This window comes from Paenarthrobacter sp. TE4293, from assembly GCF_050435325.1.
In the GTDB taxonomy this organism is placed as follows: domain Bacteria; phylum Actinomycetota; class Actinomycetes; order Actinomycetales; family Micrococcaceae; genus Arthrobacter; species Arthrobacter nitroguajacolicus_C.
This window is the reverse complement of record NZ_JBNJRY010000006.1, coordinates 302,304-318,428: the sequence shown is the minus strand read 5'-3', so window position 1 is coordinate 318,428 and position 16,125 is coordinate 302,304. Positions and strand designations below refer to the sequence as shown.

The following is a 16,125-nucleotide window of genomic DNA, read 5'->3' as shown; positions in this document are numbered from 1 at the left end:
GCTGCCAGAGCGCCAACCCAGACTGTCTGACTGAACGGCTTTTCCGCCGCAACAGTCGACACTACGAGTCACTGGAGGGTTTAGAAATGAACGTTCAGCACCAGTCCGTCGGTCGCCGTGGATTCCTGCGCGGAGCACTCGCAGCAGCCGTGCTCGTGCCCATGGGGGGAACCATTGCTTCATGTGCCGCCGGTGGCGGTACCACGACCACCGGTCCCACGGGCACCGTCTCCGACACCAACCCGTTCGGCATGGCTGACAAGGCCGCCCTTGACGCCGTGATCTTCAAGGGTGGCTACGGCATCGACTACGTCGAGTTCGCAGGCAAGATTTTCGAGAAGACCCACGAGGGCTCCACCGCCAAGATCTCTCCGTCCACGGACATTGCCCAGGAGCTGCAGCCGCGCTTCGTCGGTGGCAACCCGCCGGACCTGATCGACAACTCCGGTGCAAAGGCCATTGGCTTCAGCACCATCCTTGCCCAGCTCGAAGACCTCACCAGTGTCGTGGAGGCCAAGAACCTTGAGGGCAAGGTCATCAAGGACACCCTGTACACAGGCGTACTGGCTCCGGGGACGTTCGACGGCAAGCTTGCGGCCCTGAACTACGTACTGACGGTCTACGCCGTTTGGTACTCGGACTCGCTGCTCAAGGAAAACGGCTGGACAGTGCCGAAGACCTGGGACGAGATGTACGCACTCGGCGAGCAGGCCAAAGCGAAGGGCAAGTACTTGTTCGTCTGGGGCAAGGAAGCTGCCACGTACTACCAGGAACTGGCCATTGCCTCCGCCATTAAGGAAGGCGGAGACGAAGTCCGCCTCGCCCTGGAGAACCTCAAGGCCGATTGCTGGTCGCACCCGGCCATCCAGTCTGTCTTCACCGCGCTGGACAAGATCGTCAAGGCCGGCTTCTTCAAGCCCGGCGGCTCGGGGACACAGTTCACCGCAGCACAGGCGCAGTGGAGCAACGCCCAGGAAGCCGTGTTCTACCCTTCGGGTTCCTGGATCGAAAACGAAATGAAGGACCAGACCAAGGCAGGCTTCAACATGATGGGTGCCCCGGCCCCGTCCGTGACGTCCAGCCCCAAGATGCCCCAGACTGCACTTCACAGTGCAGCAGGCGAGCCATACATTGTCCCCTCGCAGGGCAAGAACGCCGCCGGTGGCAAGGAACTGCTCCGCATCATGCTCTCCAAGGAAGCTGCCACCAACTTCGCCAAGACCAAGTTGGCTCCCACCATCGTCAAGGACACTGTCCCGGCTGACGGATTTGGCTCCACTGCCTTGGTTTCGCAGACGAAGATGCTCGGCGATGCCGGTGAAGACATCTACACCTGGAACTTCATCGACCTCTACGGCACCAACAAGGACCAGTTGGTTGTCTGGAACACCTTCCTGGACGGCAAGTCCGATGTTGCCACCCTGACCTCCGCGCTGCAGAACATCACCGACAAGGTCCGTAACGACAGCTCGGTCAAGAAGATCGAAGTGAAGTGACTTCAGTGAAAACTCAGCAGAGCCGGAACGACGACGGCCTGGCCGCCGCCGTCGTTCCGGCGCCGGCTCCACCGCAGGTGATTAAGCGGCGGCGGAAGCCGTTGACGTGGGACAAGGTCAGTTTCTTCGCGGTGTTCCTTGGACTGCCGTTGGCGATCTATCTCTTGTTCGTGATTTGGCCCTTCATCCAGGCCTTCGGGTATTCGCTGACGGACTGGTCGGGCTTCTCGCCGAACCAGAACTTCATCGGCCTCGAGAATTACGTGAAGATCTTTACCGATGACATCTTCATGAAGGCCATGTCGAACAACATCGTCCTGGTCATCTTCCTCCCGATCATCACCATCATCCTGAGCCTCGTGCTCGCTTCCCTGGTGACGGTGGGCGGAAGCAGCAAGGGCCAGATCAAGGGTTTGCGCAATTCCAGCTTCTACCGGGTGGTCTCGTTCTTCCCGTACACCATCCCCGCGGTGGCCATCGGCATCATGTGGGGCCAGATCTACGATCCTTCAGGTGGCCTGCTCAACGGCATCCTCACCGGACTCGGGTTCGACCAGTTCAAGGACTTCGCCTGGCTTGGCGATAAGAACACGGCCATGATCGCCACCATGTTCGTGATCGTGTGGGGCTTCGTTGGCTTCTACATGGTCCTGTTCGTGGCAGGCATCAAGGGCATCCCTGCCGAACTTTTCGAGGCCGCCAGGATCGATGGCGCCGGTCGCTTCCGCACCGCCGTGTCCATCACCATTCCTTTGATCCGCGACAACATCCAGACGGCCTACATCTATATGGGCATCCTCGCGCTGGACGCATTCGTCTACATGGCGGCGCTGAACTCAGGCGGCGGCCCGGACAACTCCACGCTGGTGATGGCGCAACAACTGTTCTTCACCGCATTCAGCAAGGGACAGTTCGGCCTGGCCAGCGCCATGGGTGTTGTGCTTGCCATTGCCACATTGATCTTCTCCGGCCTGGTGTTCCTGGTTAACCGGCTCACCGGCGGCGATAAGGATGTGAGCCTGTAATGACAACCAAAGTCTCAACTCCGGAGATGAAGTCCTTGCACTTCCAGCCGAGGAAACCGGCAACCACCCCGGGCGACAAAGTGGTGGGAGCTGTTTCGCACACTGCGTTGACCGTCTGGACGCTCATCGTCATCCTTCCGCTCCTGTGGACTTTCATGTCGTCCTTCAAGACGTCCAGCGAGATCTTTGCCTCGCCGTTCGCGTTGCCAGGTGAATGGAAGCTGGATAACTACGTCAAGGCGTGGAGCGAAGCCGGCATCGGCAGCGCCTTCCTGAACTCAGTGATCGTGGTCGCTGTGGCCTTGGTCATCGTGATGGTCCTTGGTGCCATGTGTGCGTATGTCTTGGCCCGCTACACCTTCCCGGGCAGCAGGGCCATCTACTACCTGATGCTGGCAGGCTTGACCTTCCCGATCTTCCTCGCCATGGTGCCGTTGTTCTTCGTCCTGAAGAACATGGGACTGTTGAACACTTTGCCGGGGCTCATCCTGGTGTACGTGGGCTTCGCGCTTCCGTTCACGGTGTTCTTCCTCTTCTCCTTCTTCAAGTCGCTGCCTCACGAAATCACCGAGGCAGCTGCCCTTGACGGCGCAGGGGAGTGGCGGACGTTCTTCCAGGTCATGCTGCCGATGGCCAAGCCCGGCCTTGCATCGGTTGCCATCTTCAACTTCCTGGGCCTGTGGAACCAGTTCCTGATTCCGGTGTCCATCAACGCCGCCGGCCCGCGCGTCCTCTCCCAGGAACTCGCGGCTTTCGCCGGCCAGATGGGCTACGCAGTGGACTACGGCGCGCTGTTCGCAGCTGTCAGCGTCACGGTCATCCCGGTGCTCATCGTCTACGTGATCTTCCAGCGCCAGCTGCAGGGTTCCGTTTCGCAGGGCACGTCCAAGTAGTTCGACAAGCAGGACAAGAAAGCCAAAGACAGCGTTCGACGGCGGTCGTCACCTCAGGTGGCGGCCGCCGTCGGGGTTAACTTCTGAAAAGATGGAACGGATCTGTAGTGCAACGAAAGGCAGCAGCCCGTGATCTTTATTGTGGTCAAATTCAACGTCAAGCCTGACTGGTCCGAGCGCTGGCTGGACCTCGTGGCTGACTTCACCGAAGCAACCCGTGCTGAGCCGGGCAACCTGTGGTTCGACTGGTCCCGCAGCGTGGACAACCCGAATGAGTTCGTCCTGGTGGAAGCCTTCCAGGACGATGCCGCTGAGGCCCACGTCAGCAGCGAGCACTTCAAGAAGGCCATGGCGGACATGCCGCAGGCCCTGGTGGAGACGCCCCACATCATCAGCCGCCAGTTCGAAGGCAGTGGCTGGGACCGCATGGGCGAGCTGACCATCGCCTAGCCGAAGAGTAAAAGGTGGTGCCCGGCTCAAACGAGCCGGGCACCACCTGCTTAAGATCTCAGAACATCCAGGGGATCTCTGCGTGTCCGAAGTCGGAGAATGAACCGAAGCGTCCGGCCTTGAACGCGAGCACCTCTCCGTCCCGGTCCCGGCATGTAGTGACCTGGCCGAAGAAGACCTGGTGGTCGCCGACGTCGTACTGCTGCACAACGGTGCAGTCCGCCTGGGCGAGGGCGCCCTTAATCACCGGCAGCCCACTGTCGGTGATGTCGAAGTCGCCGTCGCCGAAGCGGTCCCCACCGCGGACAGCGAACCGCCGGGCCACTGATTCCTGCTTCGCGCCCAGAATGGATACCGCGAACTTGCCGCTCTCCATCAGTGCCTCTCCGGTCCGGGTGCCGAAGTTCAGCGAGATCATGAGGATGGGAGGCTCCAGGCTGATGGAGGTCAGCGAGCTGATGGTCATCCCGTACTGCTCATCCTCATGCTGGGTGGTAACCACCGCGACGCCGGTGAGGAAGCGGCCCATGGCGCGGCGCATCCCCATGGCATCGGGGATGGTGAAGGCTGGTGCCAGGCTCATGTCAGTTGCTCCGCTCCGCTGGGACCCGGTCCGTGTAGTACCGGACCTCGAACATCTTGGCACCGTTTTCCGAGACCCAAGGGCCGTGTTCCATACCCGGGGGACGGGTGGCCCAGTCCCCGGCCTTGAAGGTCTTGCCGAGCCGCTGGTCCACGAACGAGCCCTCGAAAATGAAGACCTCTTCCCAGAAATCATGCGTCAGGACGCCATTGGGTGAGGTGTCCGTGCCTGGCTCGAACTTGAGGATGCGGGTCACGCTGTCGTTGTCCGAATCGCGGGCGAGGATCGCCTCGGACAGGCCCTCGATGGGCGGGTTGCAGGGCGCGAAGTCCACCGAGGAAACAGGGGTGAACTCGAATTCCGGCTTTGCCATGGTCAGATTCCCTCCGATGCGGTGGTGCCGTCAATGCTGTAGGAACCAAGGAAGGTGTCCAGCTCCGCCACCAGTGCGTCGTAGCCGTAGTTGCGGTACGTGTAGGCTCCACGGACCACGAACGGTGCCCCGGCATAGAACATCTCGTACTGCTGGTGACGGCCGGCGAACTCGGAACCGATGATGTCCCAGGCGAGCTTGAAGAGCTTGACGCGCTCCTCGCTGCTGACGCCGGGGGACTGGACGTAGCGTTCCATGTCCGGTCGGGTGACGCTGCTGGTCATGTCGGCGATGCTGGAGGGCAGTTGGAGCACGCCGCCGCCCACCAGGTCGCGGAGGATCGAGATCACTCGCGGGTACGTTTCGGACTGCAGTCCCATGGCCCCGTAAAGGGCGCTCTTCCCTGGAACCCTCATGCCGGCGTCGTCCGTTGTTGCCGTGTATTCGGCAGCGAGGACTGCAGACTCAACAGACTGGACAATAGCGGCGAGTTCGCCGAGCTTCTCCTGGACGCCGGGGATCTTGTCCGTGCCGTTCACCTGGGTGACCTTGCGGGCAACGGAGGCGATGAACTTCAGCTTGGTGGAGAACCGGATCTGGGCCTGCCAGTTGCCCAGGGCGTGGGCGCCGGTGTCGAAGAACTGGCGGCGCAGGGTATCGATGTTCCGGTTGATGAACACGCGGTCCCAGGGAATGAGGACGTCGTCGAACACCACCAGTGCGTCGGGCTCGTCGTAGTGGCTGGTCAGGGGGTAGTCGAAGTCGCTGGTGGCGGCGGGCGCGAACGGGCGGCGGCAGTAGAGCTTCAGCCCGTCGGTGGCTACCGGTATGGCGAAGCTGACCGCGAAGTCAACGTCGTCCGGTCCCAGCGGCTTGATGCAGGTGACGAAGACTTCATCAGCGATGGCTGCACCGGTGGCAAGCATCTGCGAACCGCGGACAATGATGCCTTGCTCGGTTTCACGCACGACGCCGACCTGCAGGTACTCGCCTTCCCAACCGGACGCTGTGGTTGCGCGGGAAACCTGCGGGGGAATGATCGCGTAGGAAAGGTACAGGTTCTCGGACAGGATCTTCTTGTAGTACCGCTCCACGTTGCCGGCGAAGTCGCGTTCCTCGTTCTTGAAGACGTCCGCGTGCGATCCGAAGGCGGCAAAGAAGGTGCCAACGTGGTCAGGGCTCCGGCCCACCCAGCCATGGGTGTGCTTGGCCCACTTCTCGATGGCCTCGCGTCGCAGCACCAGTTCTTCCTGGGTTCGGGGAGCGGCGAACGTGCGGTTTGCGGGGCCGTCGATTTCCTCGGAATGGAACTGCATGCCGTTGGCGGGATCGGCTGCGATGTCGAACAGCTCGGACATGGTGTGGGCAACCTTCGCGAAGGCCGGGTGTTCCAGAACGTTGCCGACGACCTCGCCATCGAGGATCACTGTCCGGCCGTCGTTCAGGGACTTCAGGTACTCTTTTCCGGTCCTCATCAGAGTGAGCCTTTCTTGATTTTGTAGTTATGTTCAATGGTGGTCCCATTCGGGAAGGAGAGCTCCAACTTCCAGGAAGTTCCGTCAACGAACTTTCCGTTCAGCAGCGGCAAAGTGCCGCCAAGGCACATGAAGTCGGCGTCACCGATGTCCGTGCGGGCCAAAAGGCGTTCGACGACGTCGGCCGGCTTCCGCAGTCCGCTCAGCGAACCTTCCTGGTACAGCTCCCCATCCACCCATGAGCGGGCGGTGCACTGGTCCAGGTCGAGGCTTTCCAGGGACTCGACGGCGATGACCTCACCCGCGACAGGCTTGGGGCAGGCTCGCTTTGAATCTCCGATGTCCCGGGCTTCGATGTCGCGGTCCGTGTGATCGGATCCGATGCCGAGGTAGTACTGGCCGTTGTGCCGGATGTAGAGGGGTTCAATCTCACCTGAGGTGAGGTTCTTCGACCCGTCATGCTCGCCGGAGGTCTCGAAAAGATCCGAGTCCATCCGGTAGAACATGGGCACTTCCGGCGGCGGGGCTACACCGATGGCAGCCAGCTCATCGATGTGGTGCTGCACCGCTTGCGGATCCCGGCCGGTATAGCCAGCCACTACTCCGTGGAAATCCGAAACCACGATGGTCTTGCCTGTGCCCACCACCCTGAAGGTCAGTGGGACTTGCCGTGTTGTTTCCATTCCGTCTCCTTAGACAGCCAATGTGTTGTAGTCCGCGAGGCGGTCTTTGATGACAGGGAACTCGCTGCGGACGGCGGCGACCTGGTCCGGATCGATGTCCACCATCAGCACGGTTTCGCTGGAATCCGCTTCAGCGAGGACGGTGCCCGCAGGACCGACCACCCGGCTGTGTCCGCCGAGCTCCACACCTTCCTGGCTGCCTGCGGCGTTGCAGGCGATGACGTAGATCTGGTGCTCCACGGCCCGCGCAGTGGTGAGCAGGCGCCAGTGTTCACTCCGGGCGGCAGGCCAGGCTGCGGGAACGATCACGATCTCTGCGCCGCGCGTGCTCAGCTCCATCCATAATCCGGGGAAGCGGAGGTCGTAGCAGGTAATGCCGGCGACGGACCCGAACGGCAACGGGACCACGGGAAGCGACGATCCCGCGGTGAGCAGGTTTGCCTCCTTGGACTTGTAGCCGAACACATGGATCTTCCGATACGTGTGGACTACGGTGCCGTCCGGGCCGAGCAGGATGGAGGTGTTGCTCAGCCTGCCGTCCTCGGTGGCCTCGATGATGCTGCCGAGGTGAAGGTGGACGCCCAAGTCCGCGGCAACCCGGGAGCACATGGAGACGGTGGGACCCGTCAGTTTCTCGGCCAATGCCCCGTACTCGTCGAAGTGGAAATAGCCGGCGCTCCACAATTCAGGGAGGACGATCAGCTCGGCGCCCTTGATGCCCCGAAGGATTGCTTCAACGCGGTCTATCCGGTCTTCGCGTGTTTCAGAGTCCGGGCTGGCTACCTGGACGAGTGCGATTTTCATGCTTGGTCCTTACTCTCAGGGGTGGTCTCGTCCAGGTCGCTGAGGCGCAGACCCTTGGTTTCCCTGGCGAACATCACCGAGACCATGGAGATCAAGCCCATGACGGCCAGGTAGATGCCGATGGCATAGCCGGTGCCAAAAGCGCTGTAGAGAGCCAGGGCAATGATCGGGGACAGCGAGCCGGCGATCAGCGATGCCAGGTTGTAGGCCACGGAGGTACCGCTGTACCGGACGTCGGTGGGGAAGAGTTCGGAGAAGAAGGCACCGATCACTGAGCTGTAGGCAGCGAAGATCAGGAGCCCACCGACAGCTGCGGCGATAATGCCCCACATCTGGCCGGTATTCAGCAGGAAGAAGAACGCGAAGGCCCACACCATGGTGGCAATCGACGCGCCGATCAGGATCGGCTTGCGGCCCACCTTGTCGGCGTAGAGCGCCAGGATGGGAATGGCGACGACCGCGACACCCTGGCCGATCATGACGGCGGTGAGGCCTGTCTGCCTCTGCAGTCCCATGATCTGGGTGACGTAGGTAATGATGAACAGGGAGTAGATGTAGAAGCCTGCGTTCTCGCCCATCCGGCTGCCGGTAGCGATGAGGATTTCGCGCCAGTTGCGTCGGAAAAGGATGGCCAGCGGCATCTTCCGTTCGATGCTGCCTTCGGCTTCGCGCTTGCGCTGTGCTTCCTTGAACAGCGGGGTTTCCTGGACGTAGAGCCGCAGGATCAGGCCGATGACCACCAGGAGCGCGGACAAGCCGAAAGCGATGCGCCAACCCCATGCCAGGAACTCGCTCTCCGGCATGGTGGCGGCGAGGATGGCCAGGACGCCGGCGGCCATCAGGTTTCCCAGGGGCGGGCCCATGTTGGGCCAGGAAGCCCAGAATGCGCGGCGGGCGCTGTCGTTGCTGTGCTCGGAGACGAGGAGGACGGCGCCACCCCATTCGCCGCCGAGCGCGAATCCTTGAATCAGGCGCAGCAACAGGAGCAGCAACGGTGCTGCTATGCCGATGGCCGCGTAAGACGGGATGAAGGCAATGAGGGTGGTTGCAACGCCCATGAGCATGAGGCTGGCAACCAAGGTGGCCCGGCGTCCGTGTTTGTCGCCAAGGTGCCCCAGGACGACGGCGCCAATCGGGCGGGCGAGGAAGCCGGCAGCGAAGGTTCCGAGGGCCAGCATGGTGCCCACCAGGGGGTCGTCGGTGGGGAAGTAGAGCTTGTTGAATACCAAGGCTGCGGCGGTGCCGTAGAGAAAGAAGTCGTACCATTCGACGGCTGTGCCGGCCAGGCTCGAAGCAGCCACTACGGGCAGGCTGGAGTGCTTCTGCTGCCTCAGTTCTGCTTTCTTCAAATCGGTCATTGTGGGGATCCTTTGCGATGGGGAGCCGCGGAGTTTCGGTGAATCAGGCGGCCGGGTCTCCCAGGAAATTGGGGTGTTCCGCTGCGTGAGCGGAGTCACTGAACTTCACTGTAGACGGGTTGTATACAACCTGTCTATAGTTGGAGCAGAAGTTTTCCGGAAAGCTCCCGGGAGTCCTGAATGCAACTCGTATACTGGGCTACGCGAGAAAGGCTCTGCATGATCCAGATGACCCCCGCTGCACAGTCGCAGCCAGAAGTGGCGTACCAGTGGATGAAAAGCTACATCGCAGCCTTGCCCCGGGAGGAAGAGACCTTCCTCAACGAGGGAGTCCTGGCCAAGACAACGGGCACGTCACGAACACCCGTGCGCGAGGCCTTGCTGCGCCTCGAAGCCGAGGGATTCGTCAAGCGCATCCCGCACAAGGGTGCCTACGTGCCACCGATCTCCGATCCCGACGTCCGCGCCATCCTGCAGTCCAGGTCCGTCGTTGAGAAGTGGGCAGTCTCGGCCGTGGAAAGCATGCTGGACGCCCAGATCGATGCCTTCCAGCACGTCATCGACCAGCAGCGGAAAGCCAAGGAAGATCCAGCCCGTTTCATCGAGTTGGACACCGAATTCCACACCATCATGGTCCGGGCCGGGGGTAACCCCGTCCTGGCCGACTTCTACGCTTCACTCCGGCAAAAGCAGCTCAGGATCGGCGTCAAGGCCGTCTCCAGGGGCACGGATCGCGCAGAAGACGTCCTCCGGGAGCATCAGTTGATCGTTGACGCCCTTCGCAGCAGAAGCCTCGAAGCAGCACACCAGGCCATCGACGCCCACCTTGACTCCACCCGTCTGGCGGTCATCGGGTACTAGTCCTCGCTGTGCAGTTCCCGCTGCCGTGCGCTGAGCAGCTCAAACTCAGGCCGGGCAGCCACGAACCGTTCAACGGCGTCGAGCACTTGCTGAAGGTGGGCGTGATCCGGAGCCACCAACGCCGCGCCGATCAGCGCGCGCCGGTGCTGGTCCTGCAGCCCTGTCTCCGCCGCTGAAACATCGAACCGCCGCTTGAGCTCGGCCACGAGCGGCCGGATGAGCGACCTCTTTTCCTTGAGGCTATGGACATCGCCCATCAGGACGTCGAATTCGATCCAACCAATCCACATGGTTCATTATCACCGCAGGTCAGCGAGGCGGCAGCACGGTCTTGATGGAATCTTGATCAAACCCAGCAACGCGCCTTGAGTTCCGCCCGGCAGTGTCTATGAGGTTGGCCTTAAACGGCTGACGGACACATTCGCTGCTAGTTACTCAGGACTGACAACGTGACCCATACCCCTGCCCGACCACGCCCTCGCCCTCATACCCGACCCCACCCGGTCAGGATCCTCCGAGCCTGCGCAGCACCCATTGCGCTGGCCGCCGCGACCGTATTGGCGGCCGCGATGGCACCAGGGGCAGCCGCTGCACCCACCCAGGGAGCGACCCTGCAGTCATCCTCCAGCGTTTCGGCGCTCGCGGGTCAAGCCGAGCAGATCCTGGTAGTGCCGGTGACGGCAGGCCTGGAACCCACCCGGGTGAGGGGGACCATCGTGGTGTCGGGGAAGCCCGAAGGCACGGTCCGTGCATCAGTCAACGGCCGGGTCATCCTCGAAAGCAACGCCGCCGCCAACATCCCCTTGGATGCAGCGGTCACTGCCGCGGACATGACCGGCCAACAACTGAGCGTAGGGCTGCAATTCGTCCCGGCAACCCAATCCATGTGCGTGGTCTCCAACGCCACGGCAACCCTGAACAACCTGGTGGTGGATTTCAGTGGAGCGGCCAAGGCTCCCACCACGGTAGGCGAGTTCTTCCCGGCGTCCGTCCCCGCCGTCGTACTTCCTGTTCCGGCTGAACCCGGAGCGGATGTCTCCGCAGCCATCATGACCGCGTCGGCCGCCATGGCCGGCCGCTACCCGGACGCCGCCGTCAGCGTGGTCCCCGACGCCGAACTGGAAACGCGTGCAGCAAACCTCCCGGCGGGCAGCCGCATCCTCAGCGTCGTCGCCGACCCGGGGGAGACCAGCACCAAGCTCGGCACCGCAGCCGGACTGCCGCAGCTCATCCTCAGCGGCCATGATGACCAGCTCCGCACCGCCGCAAGGGCACTCGCCAGCGACAAGACCGCGCTCGCCGTAACCTCTTCCGTGACCGGGCTGACGTCCGCCCTCCCTGCCGCACCCGGCTTGGTCCAGAGCCTCAAGGACCTCGGCAGCAGCACCCTCAAGCTGTCCGGCTACGGCACACCGGAGTCCTACATCGGGGTCACCCAGTCGCAGTTCGGCGGGCCGGTTTCGTCGGTGAAGGTCCAGCTCAAAGGCACACACACGGCAGTCCCGGACAACGCCCAGGCGCAACTCTCGGTCTTCTGGAACGACTACCTGCTCAGTTCCAGGAACCTCGACGGCGGTGACACTTTCACGGTCGACGCTGAGGTTCCAGCGGGCCAGCTTCAGTCCAGGAACGGCTTGCGGATCCGCCTGGCGGCCCTCCCGGCCGGCGGTGATTGCACCGGACCCGCCGGCGTTATGCCCATGGAAGTCACCCTGGACACCGCAGGCAGCACTATCACTGCAGTGCGCGGAGGATCCACGAAGGCCGGTTTCGCACGTTTCCCGCAGGCATTCGGGCAGAGCGTTCCGGTGGCTTTCGGCGACGGGAACGCCCAGTCGAACACCGTCAATGCCGCCACGTTGTTGGCGTCCCTGCAGAGGGACAGCGCCACGTTGCTGGACACGCGGGTGGTAGGCCTGGATACCCTTGCAGGCTCCAGTGAGTCCGGGCTGGTGGTGGGTGCCACCGCCGACGTCGCAAACAAGCTGTCCGCACCCCTGCGGTTGGCGGAGTTCCGCACCATCTCACCCGACGACGTCGAATATGGTGTGGGGGCGTCGGCGCCCTACGGCGTGCTGGAGGCCTTTGAACAGGGCGGCCGCGACCTCTTGCTGCTCGGCGCCTGGGCGCCGGAAGGCGACGCCGCCGCGGGGTCCGCGCTTCAGGCATCCCTGTCATCGCACGTCAGTGGTGTTGAAGGTGGCTGGGCCTCGCTCTCCCGAAACCTCTTGGTGACCCAGCCCTCGGGAACCCCCGTGCTGCTGGAAAGCAACGTCGTGGTTCCGCAGAAGGCTGTCACTGACGACTACCGTCCCTACGCATGGTGGATCGGCGGGGCGGTGCTGGTACTGGGACTGGCGTTTGCCGCACGTACCGTGCTCATGAGGCGCCGTGCCAAGGATGCCCAGGCTTACGTGGATGCTGAGCAACGGTCCACGCAACCCGCAGAACAGAGTGGCGGCAACTAGGCCCATGGCAACCAGCGTCGCAACACGGCACCGGGCCGCCCACCGCGGGCCCGCGCTGCCGGCCGCTTTTGCCCTGGCCAGAAAGGGTTGGGAAAGGCTGGGTGCCCCGGTGGTTGGGCGCAAGGTTCCAGGAACCAGGATCGTGGCGGTGGTGGCAGCGCTGGTGGGCTACATCGCCTGCCTGTACACCATCGGTCACGGCACCAATTTGGACTACTCGGACGCCCAGAGCCACCTGACCATCGCCCGGCGGATCTTCGACAGCAAGGCGCCCGGCTTCGAACAGCTGGGCACCGTCTGGCTGCCCATGCCGCACCTTTTGCTGGCACCGTTCGTGCTGAACATGTGGTTGTTCAGCACGGGCTGGGCAGCCGGAATCCTGGGCATCCTGGCCCTGTCCGCAACCGCCACCGGCTTGTATCTGATCGCAGCCCGCCTCGGTTTGGGCCGTGCCGGACGCCTCGCCACGACCTTGGTGGTGCTGGCGAATCCGGCGGTCCTCTACGTGTACACCACGGCGTTGACCGAACCGGTGCTGATCATGTGCATCGTGGGCGGCATGGCCGGCTTGGCGCATTGGGCAACCAGCAGGCGCCGCATGAGCGCGGGCGAGCTGGCGGTCTTCGCCGGTATTCCCTCTGCCGCGGCAGTGCTTTCCCGGTATGAGGGCTGGGCGCTGGTGATGACCGGAACGCTGTTCGTGGTGGTCGTCGCCAAGCGCCGCACCGGCGCGTGGCGCGAAGCCCTCACCATGGCCGGCGGCTACGTGATGATCCCGGCCGCGGCGGTGCTCTGGTGGATCTCCTACAACTGGGCCATCTACGGCAACCCGCTGGAGTTCATGTTCGGGCAATACTCCGCGTATGCACAGCAGAAAAACATTACCGACGGCGGCCTGTTGCCTACCAAGGGCAACCTGGGGCTGACGCTGTCCACGTTCCATTGGTCGCTGCTGGAGACAGCCGGCGTCGTCGTCCTCGCCCTGGCGGCGTGCGGCGCCGTCGTGCTTGTTTTCCGGCGCGGCTTTGCCAACAGCACCCTGCTGGTGGCGGTGACCGGAAGTGCCTATGCTTTCGCGCTGCTGAGCCTGTTCCTGGGCCAGACGGCCATCAACAACGACCATTCGCTGCCATCAACCTGGTGGAACAACCGCTTCGCACTGACGGCTTTGCCGCTGGTGGCCATTCTGGTGGCCGTGGTGGTGCAGGAGCTGGCCCGGCCGGCCCGCATCAGGCCCGTCCTGATCGGCGCCCTCCTGGCAGGACTGGTGGTACAGAACGCGTGGTGGAGCGAGGACCCCGCGGGGCGGCTCGCCGTCTTGGCGGAGGGAAGGATGTCCGCCGACTCCACCACGAATTCCACGGCTGCCGCCCGTTGGCTCAATGAGCGGTACGAGTCCGGCGGGATCCTGATGGACGAGAGCGCCCGTGGCAACGCGGTGCTGCCCGTCATGGGCATTCCGCTCAAAGAGATCTACAACCGCGCCTCCGGAGACTACTTTGCCCCGGCGCTGGAGGATCCTGCCAAATACGCGAAGTGGGTGTTCGTCAACGTCGAAGCCGGTACGGGAGCACGGGACTCCGGGCCCACGGACCTGGTCTACCAAGCCATTGTTGCGAACCCGTCCTTCCCTGTCCGATACTCCGTGGCATTTTCGACCCCCACGCACCGGATCTATGAAAGGTCCTCCGACTCATGACACCGTCCTCACACCTGGCGGACGCCACAGTCAACCGGCAATCGATCGGCCAGACACTGCTGAAGGCTGGACTGGTCACCCCGGAACAGCTCCAGCGGGCCTTGGACCGCGCCGCGAGCGAAGGCGGGTTGCTGGGGCGGCACCTGATCCTGGAAGCCGGGCTGGACCGCCGTCGGATTTATGAAGTCCTGGCGCAGCACTGGGACGCACCGCTGGTGGACCTCGTGGCGGAACCGGTTGATGACCGGCTGATGGAGTTGCTCGGTTACAGCGAACTCGGCGAACCACGCTGGCTCCCATGGCGGATGGACGGCGACGTCCTCATTGTGGCCACCGCGGTGGCACCGTCGGCGGCCATTGCGCACGAGGCGGCCTTAACGTTCGGAGTTGACGACGTCGTCTTCCGCACCACCACCGACTGGGACATCAACCAGTCCGTCCAGCGTTCCTTCCGGCGCCACCTGCTCTACGAATCGGCAGAGCGCCTTGCCGAGGAGCGGCCGGGAGAGTCCGCCCGGACCGCCCTGACGCGGTGGCAGCGCTACCTCCCCGTGGTCCTGGTCATCGGGATGGTGGCCGCCTTCGCGATGTCACCGCTCACGGCCATCATCGTTTTGTTGGCCGCAGCCAACATTGTCTTCCTGGTGAGCATCGGCTTCAAGACGCTCGCAAGCCTTCGCAGTCCCTTCGACCGGCTGCATGACGCCGCCGTGACCAAGGCCAGGGACAGGGAGCGGGCCAGCCGGGGCCTGCCGCCCCTGGCGGAGGAACGGGTTCCCGATGGCGACCTGCCTGTCTACACCATCCTGGTGCCCGTGTTCCGGGAAGCGAACATCATCGACAAACTCCTGACCAACCTGGGCCAGCTGGACTACCCCCGGTCCAAGCTGGACGTGCTGGTCCTGCTCGAAGAGGACGACGCCGAGACCATTGCCGCCGCCAAGGCCTCACGCCCACCGGAGTATGTGCGCATCCTGATCGTGCCCAAAGGGGACCCACAGACCAAACCGCGGGCCTGCAATTACGGGCTCACCTTTGCCCGGGGCGAGTATGTGGTGATCTACGACGCCGAAGACCGCCCGGACCCGGGCCAGCTCCGCGCTTCCATCGCCGCGTTCAAGCAGGACGAATTCGAACGCAGCCACCTCAACCCGGACCGCAAGCCCCTCATCTGCGTCCAAGCCGCGCTCAACTACTTCAACGCAGACCAAAACGTCCTCACACGGATGTTCACCATCGAATACACCCACTGGTTCGATTCGATGCTTCCTGGCTTGGACAACTCAGGCATCCCGCTACCGCTGGGTGGCACGTCCAACCACTTTGTGACCTCGCTGTTGAAGGAAGTGGGTGCGTGGGACCCGTGGAACGTGACGGAGGATGCCGACCTGGGACTTCGGGCCGCAGTGGACGGATACCGTGTGGGCGTCATCAATTCCACCACCTGGGAAGAAGCCTGCTCACAGGTCCCGGCATGGATCAAGCAGCGCACCCGGTGGATCAAGGGGTACATGGTGACCTCGGCGGTGAACACCCGGAACACCATGCGGTACGTCAGGAGCACGGGGGTTGCCGGTGCCATCGGATTCCTCGGCCTGATCCTGGGAACACCCCTGGCCTTCCTGGCCTATCCACTGGTGGTGGGGTTCACCATAGTGACCTACATCGGCTACGACATTGTTGGGCTGGTCCTTCCGGAGTGGTTGCTGGTGGGCGGCGTAGTGTCCATGCTGTTCGGCAACGCCATGATGATCGTTGTCTCCGGGGTTGCCACCCTCCGCCGGCACGGGTGGCGCATCGCGATCTTCGCCCTGCTCAACCCGTTCTACTGGGTGCTGCACTCAGTTGCAGCCTGGCGGGCGGCCTGGCAGATGCTGACCAGCCCGCACAAGTGGGAGAAGACACCCCATGGGCTGGAAGCCGAATATCACGACGACGGCCACTGGGCTGGATAACA

General features: G+C 63.1%; 15 protein-coding genes. 8 read left to right on the top strand and 7 right to left on the bottom strand.

From position 1 onward, the window contains the following. Positions 1-86: 86 nt before the first annotated feature. From ngcE to QF015_RS14490, 4 genes are all read left to right on the top strand, one after another. Positions 87-1,496: an N-acetylglucosamine/diacetylchitobiose ABC transporter substrate-binding protein gene (ngcE, locus tag QF015_RS14505; RefSeq protein ID WP_310202979.1), complete on the top strand. Its 1,410-nt coding sequence runs from the start codon at positions 87-89 to the stop codon at positions 1,494-1,496. A 5-nt stretch (positions 1,497-1,501) separates the two neighbouring features. Next, positions 1,502-2,521 (top strand): carbohydrate ABC transporter permease, encoded by a 1,020-nt coding sequence (locus QF015_RS14500; protein WP_310202977.1) that lies wholly within the window; start codon positions 1,502-1,504, stop codon positions 2,519-2,521. After that, entirely contained in the window at positions 2,521-3,414 is an 894-nt protein-coding gene (locus QF015_RS14495) for a carbohydrate ABC transporter permease (RefSeq protein WP_310202975.1), read from the top strand. Before QF015_RS14500 ends, QF015_RS14495 begins: the two co-directional genes overlap by 1 nt. 129 nt (positions 3,415-3,543) lie before the next feature. Next, positions 3,544-3,864, top strand: a complete 321-nt coding sequence (locus tag QF015_RS14490; protein WP_310202973.1) for a putative quinol monooxygenase — start codon at positions 3,544-3,546, stop codon at positions 3,862-3,864. Positions 3,865-3,922: 58 nt separating this feature from the next. Here the strand turns inward: QF015_RS14490 and QF015_RS14485 are convergent, their stop codons facing one another. The 6 genes from QF015_RS14485 to QF015_RS14460 are packed head-to-tail and all read right to left on the bottom strand — an operon-like array spanning position 3,923 to position 9,140. Beyond that, positions 3,923-4,447: a flavin reductase family protein gene (locus tag QF015_RS14485; RefSeq protein ID WP_090824583.1), complete on the bottom strand. Its 525-nt coding sequence runs from the start codon at positions 4,445-4,447 to the stop codon at positions 3,923-3,925. A 1-nt stretch (position 4,448) separates the two neighbouring features. Then, on the bottom strand, positions 4,449-4,820 hold the full coding sequence (locus tag QF015_RS14480) for a cupin domain-containing protein (protein ID WP_310202970.1): 372 nt from the start codon (positions 4,818-4,820) through the stop codon (positions 4,449-4,451). A 2-nt stretch (positions 4,821-4,822) separates the two neighbouring features. After that, positions 4,823-6,295, bottom strand: coding sequence for a 4-hydroxyphenylacetate 3-hydroxylase family protein (locus QF015_RS14475; RefSeq protein ID WP_310202968.1), 1,473 nt, complete (start codon positions 6,293-6,295; stop codon positions 4,823-4,825). After that, positions 6,295-6,978, bottom strand: a complete 684-nt coding sequence (locus QF015_RS14470; RefSeq protein ID WP_429389812.1) for a DUF2848 family protein — start codon at positions 6,976-6,978, stop codon at positions 6,295-6,297. The genes QF015_RS14475 and QF015_RS14470 overlap by 1 nt, the downstream gene beginning before the upstream one ends. 9 nt (positions 6,979-6,987) lie before the next feature. Further along, the gene (locus tag QF015_RS14465) at positions 6,988-7,782 is read right to left on the bottom strand and encodes a carbon-nitrogen family hydrolase (RefSeq protein WP_429389810.1); all 795 of its coding nucleotides are present in this window, start codon (positions 7,780-7,782) and stop codon (positions 6,988-6,990) included. Further along, on the bottom strand, positions 7,779-9,140 hold the full coding sequence (locus QF015_RS14460; RefSeq protein WP_310202962.1) for an MFS transporter: 1,362 nt from the start codon (positions 9,138-9,140) through the stop codon (positions 7,779-7,781). Before QF015_RS14460 ends, QF015_RS14465 begins: the two co-directional genes overlap by 4 nt. A 219-nt stretch (positions 9,141-9,359) precedes the next feature. On the opposite strand from QF015_RS14460, the gene QF015_RS14455 reads away from it, so the two are divergent. Next, positions 9,360-10,001, top strand: a complete 642-nt coding sequence (locus QF015_RS14455; protein ID WP_310202960.1) for a GntR family transcriptional regulator — start codon at positions 9,360-9,362, stop codon at positions 9,999-10,001. Here QF015_RS14455 and QF015_RS14450 read toward each other — a convergent pair. Continuing rightward, positions 9,998-10,291: a DUF503 domain-containing protein gene (locus QF015_RS14450; RefSeq protein WP_310202958.1), complete on the bottom strand. Its 294-nt coding sequence runs from the start codon at positions 10,289-10,291 to the stop codon at positions 9,998-10,000. The two genes, QF015_RS14455 and QF015_RS14450, sit on opposite strands and share 4 nt — an antisense overlap. A gap of 279 nt (positions 10,292-10,570) precedes the next feature. On the opposite strand from QF015_RS14450, the gene QF015_RS14445 reads away from it, so the two are divergent. Genes QF015_RS14445 through QF015_RS14435 form a run of 3 tightly spaced genes read left to right on the top strand, consistent with a single transcriptional unit; the run spans position 10,571 to position 16,123 of the window. Continuing rightward, entirely contained in the window at positions 10,571-12,469 is a 1,899-nt protein-coding gene (locus QF015_RS14445) for a cellulose biosynthesis cyclic di-GMP-binding regulatory protein BcsB (protein ID WP_429389807.1), read from the top strand. Between the two features lie 4 nt (positions 12,470-12,473). Further along, entirely contained in the window at positions 12,474-14,168 is a 1,695-nt protein-coding gene (locus tag QF015_RS14440) for an ArnT family glycosyltransferase (protein WP_429389805.1), read from the top strand. Continuing rightward, entirely contained in the window at positions 14,165-16,123 is a 1,959-nt protein-coding gene (locus QF015_RS14435; RefSeq protein ID WP_429389803.1) for a glycosyltransferase family 2 protein, read from the top strand. The genes QF015_RS14440 and QF015_RS14435 overlap by 4 nt, the downstream gene beginning before the upstream one ends. Positions 16,124-16,125: the final 2 nt, after the last annotated feature.

What these genes read in the sequence shown, in the direction of transcription:
- ngcE (WP_310202979.1), top strand. Translation starts at nt 87, where the DNA reads ATGAACGTTCAGCACCAGTCCGTCGGTCGCCGTGGATTCCTGCGCGGA.
- QF015_RS14495 (WP_310202975.1), top strand. Translation starts at nt 2,521, where the DNA reads ATGACAACCAAAGTCTCAACTCCGGAGATGAAGTCCTTGCACTTCCAG.
- QF015_RS14485 (WP_090824583.1), bottom strand. Translation starts at nt 4,447, where the DNA reads ATGAGCCTGGCACCAGCCTTCACCATCCCCGATGCCATGGGGATGCGC.
- QF015_RS14480 (WP_310202970.1), bottom strand. Translation starts at nt 4,820, where the DNA reads ATGGCAAAGCCGGAATTCGAGTTCACCCCTGTTTCCTCGGTGGACTTC.
- QF015_RS14475 (WP_310202968.1), bottom strand. Translation starts at nt 6,295, where the DNA reads ATGAGGACCGGAAAAGAGTACCTGAAGTCCCTGAACGACGGCCGGACA.
- QF015_RS14470 (WP_429389812.1), bottom strand. Translation starts at nt 6,978, where the DNA reads ATGGAAACAACACGGCAAGTCCCACTGACCTTCAGGGTGGTGGGCACA.
- QF015_RS14465 (WP_429389810.1), bottom strand. Translation starts at nt 7,782, where the DNA reads ATGAAAATCGCACTCGTCCAGGTAGCCAGCCCGGACTCTGAAACACGC.
- QF015_RS14460 (WP_310202962.1), bottom strand. Translation starts at nt 9,140, where the DNA reads ATGACCGATTTGAAGAAAGCAGAACTGAGGCAGCAGAAGCACTCCAGC.
- QF015_RS14455 (WP_310202960.1), top strand. Translation starts at nt 9,360, where the DNA reads ATGATCCAGATGACCCCCGCTGCACAGTCGCAGCCAGAAGTGGCGTAC.
- QF015_RS14450 (WP_310202958.1), bottom strand. Translation starts at nt 10,291, where the DNA reads ATGTGGATTGGTTGGATCGAATTCGACGTCCTGATGGGCGATGTCCAT.
- QF015_RS14445 (WP_429389807.1), top strand. Translation starts at nt 10,571, where the DNA reads ATGGCACCAGGGGCAGCCGCTGCACCCACCCAGGGAGCGACCCTGCAG.
- QF015_RS14440 (WP_429389805.1), top strand. Translation starts at nt 12,474, where the DNA reads ATGGCAACCAGCGTCGCAACACGGCACCGGGCCGCCCACCGCGGGCCC.
- QF015_RS14435 (WP_429389803.1), top strand. Translation starts at nt 14,165, where the DNA reads ATGACACCGTCCTCACACCTGGCGGACGCCACAGTCAACCGGCAATCG.